The organism is Paenibacillus protaetiae (genome assembly GCF_004135365.1).
In the GTDB taxonomy this organism is placed as follows: Bacteria; Bacillota; Bacilli; order Paenibacillales; family Paenibacillaceae; genus Paenibacillus_AP; species Paenibacillus_AP protaetiae.
Map to the genome: position 1 here is coordinate 1,786,305 of NZ_CP035492.1, position 16,400 is coordinate 1,802,704.

Genomic DNA, 16,400 nt, shown 5'->3' on the forward strand with positions numbered 1-16,400 from the left:
AGAATGCTAGAACATTTTAGTCTTTAGGCGCGTCAATAGTACATAAGCCGGAGCTTAAGGATGTATGTTTTATGGGGAGGAATCATTAATTTGAGAAACAGGCCGCTTCTCACATGGTCAGTCAGTGCACTGGCAGTGGCCGTCATGCTCGTTGGGGCGTTGACGTTGATATGGTATTTAAAGCAAGACAAACACGAAGCCGCAATGGTTACCCAGCCGCTGCTTCCGGTATTATCTGAGTTATCCATTCAGAACGATTATGATGTCATTGTCGCCGGTACGGATCCGGAAGGAATTACAGCAGCCATATCAGCAGCCAGAAACGGGCTTAAGGTGTTGCTCATCGACGGGCATAACCGCGACAAGCTTGGCGGGCTCATGACAATCGGCGAGCTGAACACGCTGGACTTAAATTACTCTCCATCGCAATCCTTCATCAATAAAGAGCTTGGCAAACAAAGTTTTCTGAACAACGGCATATTCCTGGAATGGTTTAAACAGGTGGAAGGCTCTTCGTTTGATATCAATACGGCGGCCAATGTGTTTTACCGGATGGTAAAAGAAGAGCCAAACATTGATCTTCAAATGAAAGTTCAGAAGATGACACCCATCATCGAACAAAAAGGGGCTTCCGGCAAAACGGTCATCGGCATGCATATCGTGGATGAATCCGGCGCGGCAAAAGATATTTATGCGAATACGGTTATCGACGCTACGCAGGATGCCGATATTGCCGCTGCCGCAGGAGCCTCTTTTACGATAGGACGCGAAGATATCGGCAGCAAAAGCGACCTGATGGTTGCTACGCTTGTATTCCGGATGAAAGGCGTTACGCCGGAAATTTGGAACGAGCTGGCTCATTACAAAGACGCCGGATCGGATAAAATGAGCATCTGGGGTTATGACGAAGCTAAAAACTACCCGTCTTCCGACCCTAAAAAAGTGAAATTAAGAGGTCTTAATATCGGCCGCCAAAACGATGGCTCGATTCTGATCAATGCGATGCAGCTGTTTAACATTGACCCCCTTGATCCGCAGTCGGTTGCTCAAGGGGTTGAAATCGGACAGAAGGAAGCCCCTCTTATCGCTAATTATTTAAAAAGCCATTTCGACGGGTTTAAAAACCTGGAATATGCCGGAACGGCTAACGAGCTGTATATCCGGGAATCCCGGCATTTAATCGGCGAATACCGCTTGAAGCTTAAAGATTTGATGGAAAACAAAGACTTCTGGGATGCAATTGCTTACGGTTCTTATCCAATCGACATTCAAAGCATCTCATCAGGCGGCTCCGGCACAGTACTGATGAAGCCGAAGCAATACGGCGTGCCGTTCCGGACGCTTGTACCCAAAGATATCGACGGGCTGCTTGTAGTCGGCAGATCCGCCAGCTTCGATACCATTCCGCATGGCAGCGCCCGGGTTATTCCGCTTGGCATGGCTACAGGGCAAGCGGCAGGCGCAGCCGTAAAAATCGCGAAAGACAACGGCATTACGCTGCGTGAACTGTCCAAATCCGAGCCGCTGATCGATCAGCTGAAAAAAACGCTGGTGAAGCAAGGCATGGATTTAACGATGAACAAAATTGAAGCACAAGACTACGAGAAACATAAAGATTTCAACGGTCTTGTCGCCGCTGCCAGCATGTATTTAACATCCGGAGGATACAAGAACGACAGCTGGAAACTAGACGAGCCTACCAACATTCAGCGTTATTTGAACCAGCTGAGGCAGGTAAGGAAGTTCCATGCCGACAAGCTTGCAGGCGACCCTTATACAGCAGTTGATTCTATTCAAGACCCGATCCAGAAACCGCTGACGCTGACGATGGCGGCTTCGATGCTGACGGCGATGATTGGCAATGAGCAGGATGAACAGCATTCCGTTGATTATTTGCTGAAAAAAGGCTGGCTCAAGCAGGAGACTATCGACTCCATTACCGATCCGGCGCATCTGACAAACGGAGACGCTTATCAGATGCTGTACGATTTGTCGGTTTCGCTTATGAAGCTGGAATTTTAAGGCGCTCCTAAACCATGCACAAAAAGCTTCTAAATACCACTTGTGTGGCGTTTAGAAGCTTTTTTATTAGGACTGGACGAAAGCCCTTATACCTGCGCTCTCCCTTTATAAGCTACAGCTTAAACCGCTCGATATGTGACTGCAGCTGCTCTTGAAGCAAAATTTGTTTTTGTTTGGGGCCAATCAGATCAAAATGCGGATAAAGCTCTCTAACATGAATATATTTAGGGTTCAAGCCGTTTCGCCTGCACCAATCGGCCAGTTTTTCTATATTCGAACACCCTACCTTCGTTACCGTGCGAATGCCCGGAAACCGCGGGTCCAGCCAATAATGCGTCAAATAAGCAATTTCCCCGCTGGACGCTTTATTTTTCCAGTTCTGCAGCTCTTCGCGGGATATGCCAAATGCCATCGTTAGACACCACTTCCCTCTACGATACGCTTAACTCTTCCGACCTGGCCGTCGGACAGCCTGACTTTAATCCCATGCGGGTGGTTCGGCGAATTGGTAAGCAGCTGCGCCACAGTCCCTCTTGTCAGTTTTCCTGTCCGCTGGTCTTGTTTTAAAACAATATCAACCGTCATTCCGGGTTTAATCGCCGATCGTTGTGTGCCGTCCATGCTGATTTCATCCTTTTCCGCCTAAGTTTTTGTTTAAATAGCATATCACAGCCGCCTTCAGGATGCACTTCCGTTACGCTAATGTTATACTAGTCGTTATACGATGAAACGAAATGAGGAAATCTAAATCATGTCTAGCGCATTTACAACGCTTGGAGTTCATACGGAACTGGCACAGTTCCTTCGAAATAACGGCATTACGGAGCCGACTCCCGTCCAAACCCAAACAATCCCCCTCCTTCTGCAAGGGCAAGACGTCATTGCCCAGGCACAAACCGGGACGGGTAAAACGGTTGCTTTTATCGTGCCGATCCTGCAGCAAATCAACACGCAAAAAGATCAGGTTCAAGCACTGATATTGACCCCGACGCGTGAACTTGCCATTCAAATTACCGGAGAGCTGAAAAAACTTGCTCCTGCTGTTGGCGCTTCCGTACTTGCCGCTTACGGCGGCCAGGATGTGGAGGCGCAAATTCGCAAGCTGAACAACGCCCCTCATATTATAGTAGCAACTCCAGGAAGACTGCTGGACCATATGCGCCGCGAAACGGTCAATTTGGGCAAGCTGAAAATGCTTGTTTTGGACGAAGCGGATCAAATGCTTCATATGGGATTTTTGCCCGAGGTTGAAACAATCGTGTCTCAGACGCCGAAAGCGCGTCAAACGATGCTGTTCTCTGCCACAATGCCGGATGCCATCAAACGTCTCGCCGGCGAATATATGAAATCGCCTGCCGATATTCGGATCAAAACCGCACATGTGACGCTGGACAATATAAAGCAGCTTGTTCTCGAAACAACAGACCGGGCCAAGCAAGGCGCTCTCATCCGGCTTATCGAGCAGCACCGGCCGTATTTGGCAGTCGTATTTTGCAGAACCAAAATCCGCGCCAAAAAGCTGAATGAAGCGCTGCAGGACTACGGCATCGCCTCGGACGAACTGCATGGCGACCTGACGCAAGCGAAACGCGAGCAAGTGATGAAACGGTTCCGCGATGCCAAACTTCAAGTGCTTATCGCGACTGACGTTGCAGCACGCGGACTTGACGTAGAAGGCGTTACGCATGTATTTAACTATGACGTCCCGCAAGACAGCGAAATCTATATTCACCGGATCGGCCGCACCGGCCGCGCCGGGCAATCCGGGACAGCGATTACACTGGCAACGCCTCGCGATCGCGGCACTGTGCAATTGATCGAGCGGAACATTAACGCGAGCCTGGAACGCCGCCGGCTGGAAGCGGACGGCGCCATCGTGCGTGTAGACCGCGCGCAAGAAACAGCTGGCGGCCGTTCGCAGCGCGGCAGCAGCGGACGCGGGAACACTTCGCGCGCTGGCGGACGCGGCAAGCAGCGCGGCAACGCCCGCGGATTCGGCGACGCGGCGGGTTCTTCACGCGCTGGCGGCGACAGCCGCGGCAAACAGCGCGGCAACGCCCGCGGATTCGGCGACGCGGCGGGTTCTTCGCGCGCTGACGGCGACAGCCGCGGCAAACAGCGCGGCAACGCCCGCGGATTCGGCGACACGGCGGGTTCTTCGCGCGCTGGCGGCGACAGCCGCGGCAAGCAGCGCGGCAACGCCCGCGGATTCGGCGATGCGGCGGGTTCTTCGCGCGCTGGCGGCGACAGCCGCGGCAAGCAGTACGGCAACGCCCGCGGATTCGGCGACGCGGCGGGTTCTTCGCGCGCTGGCGGCGACAGCCGCGGCAAGCAGCGCGGCAACGCCCGCGGATTCGGCGATGCGGCGGGTTCTTCGCGCGCTGGCGGCGACAGCCGCGGCAAACGCGGGGCAAATTCGTCAGCGCCAAGCGGACCGCGCAGCTGGGCGACCGGACAGCAGCCGGCAGGCGCAGCCCAAAGCAGCGGCCGGAAACCGGCGGCCGGCGGCCGAAACGGCGGACGTTCCGGCGGCAGCGGGCGCGGAGCCGCTGGGAGACCAGGCGGCCGGCGCGGCAAATAAAATACGATGGCACCTGCCTATGCTGCAGGTGCCATTTTTGTATAAAAACAGTGCGTACAAACGCCTAAATTACTTCGCTTACGGATAAATGTCCATACCTATATCTCCGCTAATCATACAATACAGTATACCGGACGGCGGGATTCGCTCTGAAATGCCTGCCTCGGAAAAAAGATTTTAAAGGAGGAACAAAGATGTCTGGTTACGGCGGTTATGGCACTGGTTCGTTTGGTTTTATTCTGGTTCTGTTCATCCTTTTGGTTATTATTATTTCAGTAGGGGTATGGCACTAATTACAGCACAGCCCCGGCCATTATGAACGCATCTTGTATAACCAAAGAAGACATCAGCCTTAGAGGCTGATGTCTTCTTTGGTTATACGGTATATATGCAGCAATACCGCGCAGTTCCCCATTATGCAAACTTGCGCAGCGCGTAAGCAACGCCTTCTTCTTCGTTGGACAACACCACATCGTCGGCTGCTTCCTTCACCCGGTCGGGCGAATTCGCCATGGCAAGGCCAAGTCCGGCAAATTCCAGCATGGCAATGTCATTATAGTAATTGCCGATCGCAAGCACCCGCTCAGGGGGGATTCCGCGGGATTCCGCCAGCTGCTGAAGCGCCGCCCCTTTATTGGCATCCGGGTGCTGGACGTCGATAAAGAAATCTCCGCTCCGGATCAATTGCAGCTGCGGCGGCCATTCGCTCCAATCCGCTTCCACGCGGTCCATCTCTTCCTTGGAGCCAAAAACGGTAAATTTCAGCAGGCGGTCCGGCAGCTGATCATCCGGACCAACCAGCATCGGCTGCGCGTAAAACCGGCTGTACATTTCCTCGGCTTCCGGCGTCATGCCCTCCACGAACATATCAAAAGCAGTATTATAATCAAAATGGATGCCATGGCTGCGGCTGTATTCCAGGTACGGCTGCAGCAGCCGGTGTTCAATCGCATAATCATGCAGCACTTCCCGGTTGTCCGATAAAATGGTTGCCGCTCCGTTATGGGTAATGACTGTACCGCTCAGCCCAAGCTGCTCCAATACAGGCAATGCGCCGGACGGTCCGCGGCCGGTGCAAAGCACAATTTCAGCACCTCCTGCCGCAGCCTCCCGAACCGCCTCTCTCGTTTGCTCCGTCAGCTCATGATGGTCGGTAAGCAAAGTGCCGTCTACATCCAATGCAATCAGATCAAATTTTCTCTCCACTATGTTTCGCCCTTCCTCTCTCTTTTTGGTTATGAAACAAAAAAAAGCTTGCCCGCTACGCCTTCAAGACGCCGGCGCTGCGATGGGCGCGGAGCCGTTCCACTTCCTCTTCGGTCAGCTCCCGGTAAGTCCCTTCCTCGAGATCGTCATCCAGCGTCAGCGGTCCCATCGCCACCCGCTTCAAATAAACCACTTTTTTACCGACCGCTTCGAACATTCGCTTCACCTGATGAAACTTTCCTTCTTTAATCGTCAGCGAGATGGTTGACATCACTTGCCCATCTTCCGCTGTCTTTTGCTTCAGCACATGCAGGCTGGCCGGCATTGTCTTGTAGCCGTCATCCAGCACGACGCCTTCTGTAAAAGCAGCTTTGTCCCCTTCGCCAACATCCCCTTCGACAACCGCCTCATACGTTTTGTCGACATGCTTGCGGGGAGAAAGCAGATCGTGGGCGAGCTGCCCGTCATTCGTGAGCAGCAGCAGCCCTACCGTATCCTTGTCCAGCCGGCCTACAGGAAACGGCGACAGCAGCCGGTCCTCATCCTCCAGCAGATCAATAACCGTCCGTTCGCGGCCGTCTTCCGTTGCGGATATGACTCCCGGAGGCTTATTCATCATAAGATAAACGGTATCCCTGTATACAACAGGTTCTCCATGAAACGTCACCTGCTGCGTATCAGGGTCCACAATCAATCCGCTGTCCTTGGCGGTTTTGCCGTCAACGGCAACCGCTCCTTGCTTGACCGCTTTTTTGATTTCGCTGCGCGAGCCCAGTCCCATATTGGAAAGAAGCTTGTCGAGACGCAACTTTTTTGCCACTTACATCCTCCTCCATCCTGCAGGCAGCTTGTTTTTGACCATGCCGGCCGCATAAACGCCCCAGCCAAGCGGATAACCGTCCGCACAAATAAGCACATAACCCTTGAACTTATCCTTCTGTACGGAAGAATCCGCAGTAATCAGCTCATCCGGCTCCACAAACAACGTTTCCCCGCGCAAATAGCGAAAAACTTGCGGATCTTCAGCCGGCCAATTTAATGACACAGATGCTTCCCGCTGCGTTAAACCCATCGCCAGCGCTTGGGATGGCGTAAATTTGCCGTTATCTACGCCGCCGATCAGCCACCCTGACCGAACGACTTTAAGCCCGTCGAGGGATGGCATGCCAAGCGGCTGCAAATATACAAGCGATCCAAATAAGTAAATCTGCATCTCCTGCTGCCGCTGAAACAACAGCTGCTCCGATGCAAACCGCTCCCACAGCTGCTCAGGCGCAGCACCTTCTTCTTTCGTGGAAAGCCGTTTGAAAGCGCCTTTTCCTTTTGCCCCGCCGCGCGGAACGGACGCATTCAGGCGTCCGCCGCGGTCATCACGGCGTTTCTTGCCGCCCCGTTGATCCGGTGCAGGTTCGAATCGAGCGTCCCGATGATCAGGGTTCTCCGTTATGATATGGCCCCGGATGTCCCATGCAGCCTGCGCCGTTTCTGCTACAGCATCCCTATTCTCCGGTGCGGCTTCGCCCGGTTTCTTGCGAAGCACAGCTGCATAATGGCCTTCGCCATGGATCAAATACGGCCATAACCGTACCGTGCCTTGCGTTTCTGCCACATTTCGCTGCCATTCGCCTGCTTCGTAACCGGGCTCCGTTTCATCCGCCCAATCCGGACGCCCTTCCGTCCAGCCGTAATTGGGATCAACCGGCACAACTTCGAAATCAGGCCGGTCCGCCAAAAACTTGGCGATTTGCCGTTCGTTTTCTTCCGGCGCAAACGTGCAGGTCGAATAAACCAGCTTGCCGCCGGGCGCCAGCAGCTCCGCCGCATGCCGCAAAATATGATGCTGCATAACCGAGCAGCGCTCTACGGAATGCGATTCCCAGGACTGCACCATCGCCTCGTCTTTTCGGAACATCCCTTCGCCCGAACAAGGGGCGTCCACCAGAATCCGGTCGAACCAGCCCCGAAAAACCGTTACAAGCGAAGCCGGCTCTTCATTCAGGACAACGGCGTTGCGCACACCGGCAAGCTCGATATTTTTGGCCAGCGGCTTCGTTCTTTCCCTGGCGTTGTCATTGGTGACAAGTACGCCTTTGCCTTGCAGCTTGCCGGCAATTTGCGTCGATTTGCCGCCCGGCGCCGCACATAAATCAAGCACGCGGTGGCCCGGCTGTACATCCAGCAGCTCCACGGGCGCCATGGCGCTTGGCTCCTGGATATAATAAAGGCCGGCATGATAATGAGGATGTCTGGCAGGCCTGTCCTCTCCGTTATAGTAGAACCCTTCCGGCGCCCACGGTACCGATTTGGTGCTGTGCCCGATCGGAGACAGCTCCTTCCACTGGCCAGCCGTTATTTTTAGCGGGTTAACTCTTAATCCGTACAGCCTTGGTTCATCATAAGATGCGATAAAACGATCAAAATCGCCCTTGAGCAGCTGCTTCATCCGCTCGACAAACAATAGCGGCAGACTGACTGTCATGTTGTGAGATCCTCCTACTTCCTGCTTATGTCCGGCGAACCTGCGCGCGCCTTAATGGAAAAGCTAAACCCCAGTCCGCTTGGCAGCAGCGTTGCTGGAGGTTTAGCTTATTAAGTCGTGCCGTTGTTCTTTTTTGCACGGATAATTGCCGCTTCAAGTTCATTGGAAAGCTGGTCCAGGCCGTATAAATCTTCGCTTTCCCACAGCTCCTTGAATTTCAACTGGAACTGTGCAGCTTCCCGCACTCTGCGGTAAAAGTACAAATCCTGGATATGGTTCAGCACTTTGGATACGACGTTCGAACGCTCTTCAAAATCACGCTGCGAATCCAATATTTCATGCCGGATGCTCGACATCTCCTCATCCAGCTTAAATGCGGCTTCCGATGCGTTTTTTAAGCGGAGCCGAACATCCTCCGGCAGCGCCTCTTTATATTTATAGTTAAGGGAATGCTCAATCGTCGCCCAAAAATTCATCGCCAGTGTGCGGATTTGAATTTCAGCCAGCACATCTTTTTGTCCCAATGCGGTTTGCACCGGATATTTGACGATCATATGGTAGCTCCGGTAGCCGCTTTCCTTAAAATTCGTTATATAATCCTTTTCATAGACGAGCGCCAAATCTTTGCGGCTTCTAATCAGCTCCGCCACCCGGCGGATATCGTCTACGAACTGGCACATGATCCGGATTCCCGCTATATCTTCAATGCCTTGCTCAAGCTGGTCAGGCGGAACGTTCAAACGTTTCGCTTTCTCCAGGACGCTTGAAATTTTTTTCACTCGGCCGGTGACAAACTCTATCGGCGCATAAGCTTCACGCATCTTCAGTTCACTGCGCATCGTCTTAAATTTCACTTTCATTTCCTCAACCGCTTGCTCATACGGCTGTAAAAATAGATTCCAATCTCTTCCGTCCATCCGGCCGCCTCCAATCCTTAATGATGATCTGCGCCTACTGCCTCGGCAATGTTGCGGTAGCCGTCTTTTCTAAGCAGCTGAACCAGTCCGCCCGTTATCTCCCGCACCACGTCCGGGCCTTTGTAGATCAGGGCTGTATAAATTTCAACCAAGGATGCACCAGCGCGAATTTTATCGTATGCGTCAGCTGCTGTAAAAATGCCTCCGGAGCCAATAATGGGCAGCTGGCCTCCCGTTTGTCGGTAAACGAAACGGATAACTTCCGTTGAACGTTCCCGGAGCGGCTTGCCGCTTAACCCGCCGGTTTCCGCTTTATTGGCATGCGTCAGCCCATCGCGGGATATTGTCGTATTTGTTGCGATAATGCCCGATACGCCGCTCTCCTGGATGGCTGCAACCGTCAGCTCCAGCTGTTCGTCCGTCATATCCGGCGCAATCTTCACCAGAACAGGCTTCGCATGCTTGCCGGACCGGGACGCCTGACGGCCGATTTCCTCTTTCACTGCGGAAAGCAGCGTGCGAAGCTCATCGCCATGCTGCAAAGCGCGCAAATCCGGCGTATTCGGCGAGCTGATATTGACAACAAAAAAGTCGCCGTGCTCGTATAATGCTCGAATACAAGCCTGATAGTCTTCATGCGCCAGCTCATTTGGCGTCACTTTGTTTTTGCCGATATTGACTGCAATCGGTATGCGGTGCAGCTTGCGCCGAGCCAGCTGGCGGGCCATCGCTTCTACGCCGTCATTGTTGAAGCCCATCCGGTTCACCAGCGCTTCATCCGGCGGAAGCCGGAACAGCCTTGGCAGCTCGTTGCCCGCCTGCCCTTTTGGCGTAACGGTTCCCACTTCCATAAATCCTAGGCCAATACTCGTAAAGCCATCTGTCGCTTTCCCGTTTTTGTCCAGCCCTGCCGCCAGCCCCACCGGATGCGGAAAATGAAGCCCAAACAAATCGGTTGCCAGCTCAGGCGTTTCCTTGACGCCGTATAAAGCGTGCAGAATGCCATTTACACCGGGAATGCCGTTAGCCGTATGCAAGCCGTCTATTACGAGATGATGCGCTTTCTCCGCATCCATCCGGAATAATAAAGGCTTCGCCATATGTTTATATAACAACTTTCTTTCACTCCGTTCTAAGATGTTTGTCCTAACTGACAGTTTATCTTTTTTAAAGGAAAAAAGAAAGAGCAAGGTGCACGGAATAAGGCTGTTTTGCGTTGCAGCCCTTAGAGAAAACGGTTACAATAATAGCATCTATTTTATGCCTAAAAGAAAGGTTGATGGCCTGTGAGCAACACAAAACGGAAGCCGCCGGTAATGAAAGCAAAACAAAATGAGACCTTGAACAAAAAAGGCCTCATTTGGACGGGTTCGATATTTGGTGTCGTGCTGATTGCCGTAGTGGTATTGCTTCTAGTTCAATAACGGGTTATCCTAGCCAGCTGTATTTATGATGAGGATTGGTTTCGTCCTGGACAGGCTTTAGCCGGAATCGGGTTTCCGGCGCTGGAGCAGGTTTAGGCGGCATCAATCCTTTTTGTATCGTCACTTTTGTTCCAAGCGGCACCAAATCATACAGTTCCTCCAAATCCGCCCGCTCCATTCGGATACAGCCAAGCGATTCATCTTCGCCGATGCTGTCAGGCTCGTCGGTGCCATGAATGGCGTAAGGTCCGTCCGACAGCTCCATCCCCCGGCTGCCGTATGGGCCTTTGTCCGTTCCGTTCGGATTTTTAACCTTTTCGGTAATGGTAAACGTCCCCTCCGGCGTCTTATTCCCGCCAAGCCCGACCGGATAGCTTCTGACCATAATATCTCCGCTGACGACGGCAAGCCGATGTTTCGCAGGGTCAACTACGATCTGCAGCTCGGTCCGCCACTGCTTGTCCGCCGGTACGATGCCGGAACCGCTGCCGGGCGCCGGCTGCTGCTGGACGCCGGCTGCCAGCGCTTTCACGTTTTGATCAACGGCCAATTGCTGCATAAGCGGCGCAAACATTGCCGCCATGCCTTCTTTTTCTCCTGCTATGTAGTTATTCGGGTAAGACCCGATTAAATCAGACAACGATGCCGGCATCGACCCTTGCTGATGAAAATAAGCGATGATAGCGCTGGACAGCACCCATCGCAGCTCCTGCTCTGCGCTCCAATGCTTCAGCACCTTCACCATCGGCGCAGAGTCCGCCGGTTTGCAATTGCAGGATGCCGGGTCATACATTGCCACTTCCCATTGCCCGTCCGGCTTTTCTTTTTGCGTGGACAATAAGAGCTTTGTGCGTCCTTGCCATAAACGCCATGCCCCATCCTCTTCCATCTGCGCTGCCAGCACGGTCCCGGCGCGGCCGCTTTCCGCAGCAGCTAACTCCAATGCCGCGCCAAGCGGCTTCTTCTCGGCACGTTTCGTGAAGACAACCGCTGGAGGAGCCTGCTGCTGCAATGCTGATTCCGCAGCCGTATGTACGGCGGCGGCTTGCGGCCGCTTATCCCGCTCCACAGGGCTTGCTTGCAAGCCGGAAAGCAGCAGCAGCAATAATGCAAGCACAACCGACTTTAGCCGGAAGCGCCTTTGCCGGCCGCGCTCCTTCCACTTTTGAAGCTGCTCCAGCTCCTGCTCTACCGCAACAAGCGGATGCATTTTCCGTTCAAATGCTTCATACACTTCTCCGGCTTCCAAATAACAGTAATTCGCTTTGGATAACTTGCCTTGCTCTTCATATTGCTTGCCAAGCAAATACCAGGCCATCCGGTTGCCGGGATGCCGTTTGACAAAGCTCTTTAAATAATAAATATGTTCACGGTCCTCCATAACACCGCTCCTTAACCATGTCATACGATAGTTATCGGCAAAAAGACGGCATTTCGTTGCACTTCCGTTTGCCGCCCGCCTGACAGGCGGGCGGGCGCCTTATCACGGAATAAGGGGCTGTCCCCTATCATGCGGACAGCCCCTTATCCCACTTATTATCGAATCGTTAATTGCCGTATACATCAAACGACCAAAGTGAATAGCCGAACTGCGTGGCGCGTTCCGTTCCAAGCATACGCACGTAACGGCCGCTTCCGTTCACCGGGATCGTCTCTTCATTGCCTGTACCGGTTGTGGTGCTGTACAAATCCGTCCAGTCATTGCCGTTAGCTGAAATTTGCAGTTTATACGATTTGGCGTAAGCCGTCTCCCATTTCAGCTTAATGCTGGTCACGGTGCGTGTCTGCCCCAAATCGACCATCAGCCATTGCGGGTCCGCGCCTGGCGCAGATGCCCACCTTGTTCCCGGATCTCCGTCCACGGCCGATGAAGCTACAAACGGAGTTTCAAACGAAGAAGCGGCAGCGTCTTTACCCAAAGACAACAATGCTGCGTCTGCTCCTCCGCGCGGATGGCCATCCACTTCTATTTCATACAGCGAATATCCGTATATCGTTCCGCGTTCCGTTGCATACAAACGAACATAACGCCCGCTTCCGGTTACATCAAATTCGTCGGCTGCACCGTCGCCTGTCGTTGTCGAATATACATCTGTCCAATCGTTGCCGTTATCCGACACTTGGATTTTATAAGATTTGGCATACGCCGTTTCCCAATTCAGCTTCACGTGGCTAAGCTGATACGGTACGCCCAGATCAATCGTCAGCCACTGCGGGTCTGCGCTTGTCACAGATGCCCAGCGCGTCTCCGTGCTGCCGTCAACGGCGTTAGCGCCTGCGAACGGAGTTTCAGTGGATGAAACTGTTACAGGCTTGCCGGCAGCTACATTAGTATCCGTACCGTTGTTGCCGCCATTGCCGTTCTCACCGCCATTGCCGTTGTCCCTCCGTCGCCGCCGTTGCCTCCGCCAATCGGCGCCCACTGATCGTTTGCAGTCGAATTGACCATCGGGTTGACCGTCACTAATGATTTAGGTCCGACAACAGCCGTTCCTGTTGTTCCGCCGGCATTTTTAAAGGTAACCGTCACAGGGCTGGAAGTCGGATTCCACACTTGTGCCTTATAATCCGCGCCTTTCTTGTAAACCGTTGCGCTTGTCCATCCGGTTGCCCATACATCCTTCGTGCGGGTGCCAAGCGTAGCCATATTGTGCACAAACCAATACGTATTAAAGATTTCATTTTTTTGCATATGGGTTGCATCCCATTTGTTAATGACCGCCTGCGGGTCGCTTAACGCCTGGATTGGCCATACGATATGGTACCAGTCCGTTTCCGGGCCGCCGTTATCGGCTACAAATCCGTTATATAGTCCCGCCGCCTTGCCAGGCTCCAAGCTGTAGCTGGTCAAATATTCAGAGGTCGGCAGCCAGTGGATGCCATAGACATATACCGGGTCGCCGTTGAAAAACGTACCGAAGAAATTGGACGAGCCGTAAACCTGTCCGACAGACTTATGTGTAAATTCCGGCAGCCAGTTGTCGCCGTCATAGTTAAACCAGTACTGCTCAACCGCGTTCAGCTCCGTTGTAAAACCATAAATTGCGGCATCGCGGAACGATTGATCGTTGTTGACCAATGCCCACATGTATTCTCCGACCCAGCCAAACAGCGATTCGCCGGCTGCTTCCTGGTTATTGCCGTTGTCATTGTCGGCGTATCCGCCAGCCCATGAATGGCCTTCGTACGGATCAAAACTGCGGAAAAACGGGTACATGGAATCCGTGCGCGAAGGGTTGGCATAGTCACGGATCAAGTGATCCACCATCGAGCCGTAATCGGTTCTAAACCCGTCGTCAAATGTTGCCAGCACAGCTGAAGCAAACACATAATAACCGTACGTAAAGTGATGGTCCGTGATGCCGCTGTTCGCTCCAAATTCGCTTGTTTTATAATACGTCGTGCCCCAATCCGAATTGTAATACAAGAAATAGTCAGGTTCCCCGTTTGTATACGTATACCAATCCGTCAAAATAAGCTTGATGCGGTCCAGGAACTTATCGCGCAGCTCCGTTTCGCCAAGTTCATTGGCAGCAAGCACGCCCATCGCAAGCGGATGCAGCTTCTTGCCTTGCCAATACGCATCGGCGGCCATCAGATTGCTGCTTGTCTCCTCATCCAAATCTTCCAGATAAGAAACCATCAGCGACTTGTCATACGCAGAATCGGTCGGCTCCGTAAACTGCGGAACGATGCCGTAGAACTGGTCCACGGTAGTAAAACTGTTGCCTTCATGTACTTTCAGCGTACCGCGCACTGACGGATAAGTAAGCGCCGTCAGCGAAGAAGGGGATACTTTCCACTGATGCGGGTAAAGCGCCATCAGCGTTTGGTTGGAGAAACCGGAACGTACGAGCTGCGTCGACACATTAAAATTGGTCGTTACCTGGCTCGTTGCTTCATTATAGTTATAGTTCACCTTGGTGTCCGTCACAAAAGCATAAGCATGCTGATAGTAATAGTTCAGGTTGGAAGCTTGCGGCATCGCGCCGACGGACAAATAATTTTGCCCGCTGCCCAGCTCGATTTTAATTTTCGCCCCTACCTTCTTAAATACAGTGCCCGGAGGAGCAAAAATGCCGTAGTAACGGGTTTGCGGCGCGCCATTCGGGTCACCGTTCGTATTGGCGATCTTGACGCCGATGTGGTCAGCTGTCAGCGTGGAGCCTTCCGTTGTCAGCACGGCGTTGCCGTTATCGTCAAACAGCTGCGTCATAAGCGACGAGAAGATGTCCACTTGATTCGTGCCTGTGAATGTATTAAAAACATAAGGTGATCCTTTCACGAAGGTCGACTTCATCTTGTCCGCCTGACCGTCGCTTAACACGGCGTCAACGGCCCAGTCCGAGTAACCCGTTACGCGGGTGACCAGTTTGGAGCTGTCGATATTGCCGCCCATGACATACAGATCCGGATTGCCGTCGGCATTAACCGCACGCCCGTCCGAGGAAAGCCATCCGGCGCCCGGATTTAAGATGCCAAGTCCTTGCGGAAAATATTTCGATTTCAGCGGCAGTGTAACCAAATAATCGCCAAATGGCTTGATAAGCAGCGACTGCCACCAGTCGTTTGACGGGATCGGCGTTGTCACGTTGGAAGATTTATTCGCAGGATATTTCGGCTGTGGCATATGAATATCATTGGTCAAGTAGCTGCCTGCGCCCGATTGGACGGCTTGCGGCTGCGGCAGCGGCTCGATAGTGTACACCGGCTGCGGCTGCCCGGCCACATAGTCGTACACTTCAAATTCCAGCAAGGAATAGCCGAAGCTAGTAGCTCGTCCAATTCCGTTCATCCGCACATAACGGCCGTTCGTATAAAGCGGAATGTCCTCTTTGCCGCCTGATCCATGAAGCTGGCGGTAAACGGTAGTCCAGCTGCTCCCGTTATTGGACACCTGAATATCGTAAGCCCTTCCGGCTGCCGCTTCCCAATTCAAAATTACACGCCCGATCTGATGAACTGCCCCCAGGTCAACGGTAATCCATTCATTATCCGTTGCATTTGAAGACCAGCGGGTTGCAGTATTGCCATCAACGGCGTTGGACGCTGCCGTCGAACCCGGCGGCAAATAAGCGGAATCTTCAGTAGAAGACACGGATACCGGCTTATTCAGCGCCACATTGGCACCGTAGTCCGCCGGAGGGCCGCTAATTCCGCCTGTACCGTAAATTTCAAGCTCCAGTATCGAATAGCCGTAGGCAGCAAGCGCGCGTTCAGTGCCATATATCCGCACATAACGCCCGCTGCCAGTTATATGGAGATCATCTTCGCCGCCGTCACCCGTCGACGTAGAATAAATGTCCGACCAAGTCGATTCATCGTTGGATACCTGAACTTTATAAGCTTTGGCATAAGCGCCTTCCCAGACAATTTTGACCTCGTCAATTGAAGCGTTAGCGCCAAGATCCACATACAGCCATTGGGGATCCGTTCCCCACGTGCTTGCCCAGCGTGTGCCGGTCGATCCGTCTACAGCAAGATTCGCTGTATTGGCTCCCTCTGTGGAAGAGGCATAGGCGATACGGTTTTGCGACAGCAAATACGATCCGGCGGCGTGCGCCTCGCGGATAAACAGCGATGAGACGAGAGAAACCAACATCGAGACGATAAGCGACATGATAAATATGCGGCCTTTACCTGTTGCCCGATTCGATACAACTACCATTATTTTTTTAACCTCCTACAACAGTTCATTTATAATTACGATAGCTTATGCTGCCTTGCCCTCCTTTCTCGTTTTCTCAAGGTGAAATGATAACGCTTCCATA

General features: G+C 52.9%; 14 protein-coding genes. 4 read left to right on the forward strand and 10 right to left on the reverse strand.

What is annotated here, in order from left to right; all coding sequences use genetic code 11:
* The first annotated feature begins 90 nt into the window (after window positions 1–90).
* On the forward strand, window positions 91–2,022 hold the full coding sequence (locus ET464_RS08140) for an FAD-dependent oxidoreductase (RefSeq protein WP_244226712.1): 1,932 nt from the start codon (window positions 91–93) through the stop codon (window positions 2,020–2,022).
* A 112-nt stretch (window positions 2,023–2,134) separates the two neighbouring features.
* Here the strand turns inward: ET464_RS08140 and ET464_RS08145 are convergent, their stop codons facing one another.
* Entirely contained in the window at window positions 2,135–2,434 is a 300-nt protein-coding gene (locus ET464_RS08145; RefSeq protein ID WP_129439918.1) for a hypothetical protein, read from the reverse strand.
* Between the two features lie 2 nt (window positions 2,435–2,436).
* Window positions 2,437–2,643: a YwbE family protein gene (locus ET464_RS08150; RefSeq protein ID WP_129439920.1), complete on the reverse strand. Its 207-nt coding sequence runs from the start codon at window positions 2,641–2,643 to the stop codon at window positions 2,437–2,439.
* Window positions 2,644–2,773: 130 nt separating this feature from the next.
* On the opposite strand from ET464_RS08150, the gene ET464_RS08155 reads away from it, so the two are divergent.
* Complete coding sequence (locus ET464_RS08155; protein WP_129439922.1) at window positions 2,774–4,603, forward strand: DEAD/DEAH box helicase; 1,830 nt, start codon at window positions 2,774–2,776, stop codon at window positions 4,601–4,603.
* A gap of 194 nt (window positions 4,604–4,797) precedes the next feature.
* Window positions 4,798–4,896: a YjcZ family sporulation protein gene (locus ET464_RS08160; RefSeq protein ID WP_129439924.1), complete on the forward strand. Its 99-nt coding sequence runs from the start codon at window positions 4,798–4,800 to the stop codon at window positions 4,894–4,896.
* Window positions 4,897–5,017: 121 nt separating this feature from the next.
* Here the strand turns inward: ET464_RS08160 and ET464_RS08165 are convergent, their stop codons facing one another.
* The 5 genes from ET464_RS08165 to ET464_RS08185 form a co-directional block, all read right to left on the reverse strand.
* A complete protein-coding gene (locus ET464_RS08165) occupies window positions 5,018–5,809 on the reverse strand; it encodes a Cof-type HAD-IIB family hydrolase (protein WP_129439926.1) in 792 nt (263 codons plus the stop codon).
* Between the two features lie 55 nt (window positions 5,810–5,864).
* Entirely contained in the window at window positions 5,865–6,629 is a 765-nt protein-coding gene (locus ET464_RS08170; protein WP_129439928.1) for a pseudouridine synthase, read from the reverse strand.
* Window positions 6,630–8,288 carry an RsmB/NOP family class I SAM-dependent RNA methyltransferase gene (locus ET464_RS08175; RefSeq protein WP_129439930.1) on the reverse strand — a complete coding sequence of 553 codons (1,659 nt, stop codon included), beginning with the start codon at window positions 8,286–8,288 and terminating at the stop codon, window positions 6,630–6,632.
* Between the two features lie 110 nt (window positions 8,289–8,398).
* A complete protein-coding gene (yjbM, locus tag ET464_RS08180) occupies window positions 8,399–9,205 on the reverse strand; it encodes a GTP diphosphokinase (protein WP_129439932.1) in 807 nt (268 codons plus the stop codon).
* A 17-nt stretch (window positions 9,206–9,222) separates the two neighbouring features.
* Window positions 9,223–10,320, reverse strand: a complete 1,098-nt coding sequence (locus ET464_RS08185; RefSeq protein WP_208543907.1) for a quinone-dependent dihydroorotate dehydrogenase — start codon at window positions 10,318–10,320, stop codon at window positions 9,223–9,225.
* A 171-nt stretch (window positions 10,321–10,491) separates the two neighbouring features.
* Between ET464_RS08185 and ET464_RS19790 the strand changes: the two genes are divergently transcribed.
* Window positions 10,492–10,629: a hypothetical protein gene (locus ET464_RS19790; protein WP_165279848.1), complete on the forward strand. Its 138-nt coding sequence runs from the start codon at window positions 10,492–10,494 to the stop codon at window positions 10,627–10,629.
* Between the two features lie 4 nt (window positions 10,630–10,633).
* Here the strand turns inward: ET464_RS19790 and ET464_RS08190 are convergent, their stop codons facing one another.
* The 3 genes from ET464_RS08190 to ET464_RS08195 all read right to left on the reverse strand — a co-directional run bounded on the left by ET464_RS08190 (window position 10,634) and on the right by ET464_RS08195 (window position 16,297).
* Window positions 10,634–12,010, reverse strand: coding sequence for a L,D-transpeptidase (locus ET464_RS08190; protein WP_165279949.1), 1,377 nt, complete (start codon window positions 12,008–12,010; stop codon window positions 10,634–10,636).
* Window positions 12,011–12,176: 166 nt separating this feature from the next.
* A complete protein-coding gene (locus tag ET464_RS19990; RefSeq protein WP_244226713.1) occupies window positions 12,177–13,052 on the reverse strand; it encodes a discoidin domain-containing protein in 876 nt (291 codons plus the stop codon).
* The gene (locus ET464_RS08195; RefSeq protein ID WP_208543909.1) at window positions 12,953–16,297 is read right to left on the reverse strand and encodes a galactose-binding domain-containing protein; all 3,345 of its coding nucleotides are present in this window, start codon (window positions 16,295–16,297) and stop codon (window positions 12,953–12,955) included. The genes ET464_RS19990 and ET464_RS08195 overlap by 100 nt, the downstream gene beginning before the upstream one ends.
* Window positions 16,298–16,400: the final 103 nt, after the last annotated feature.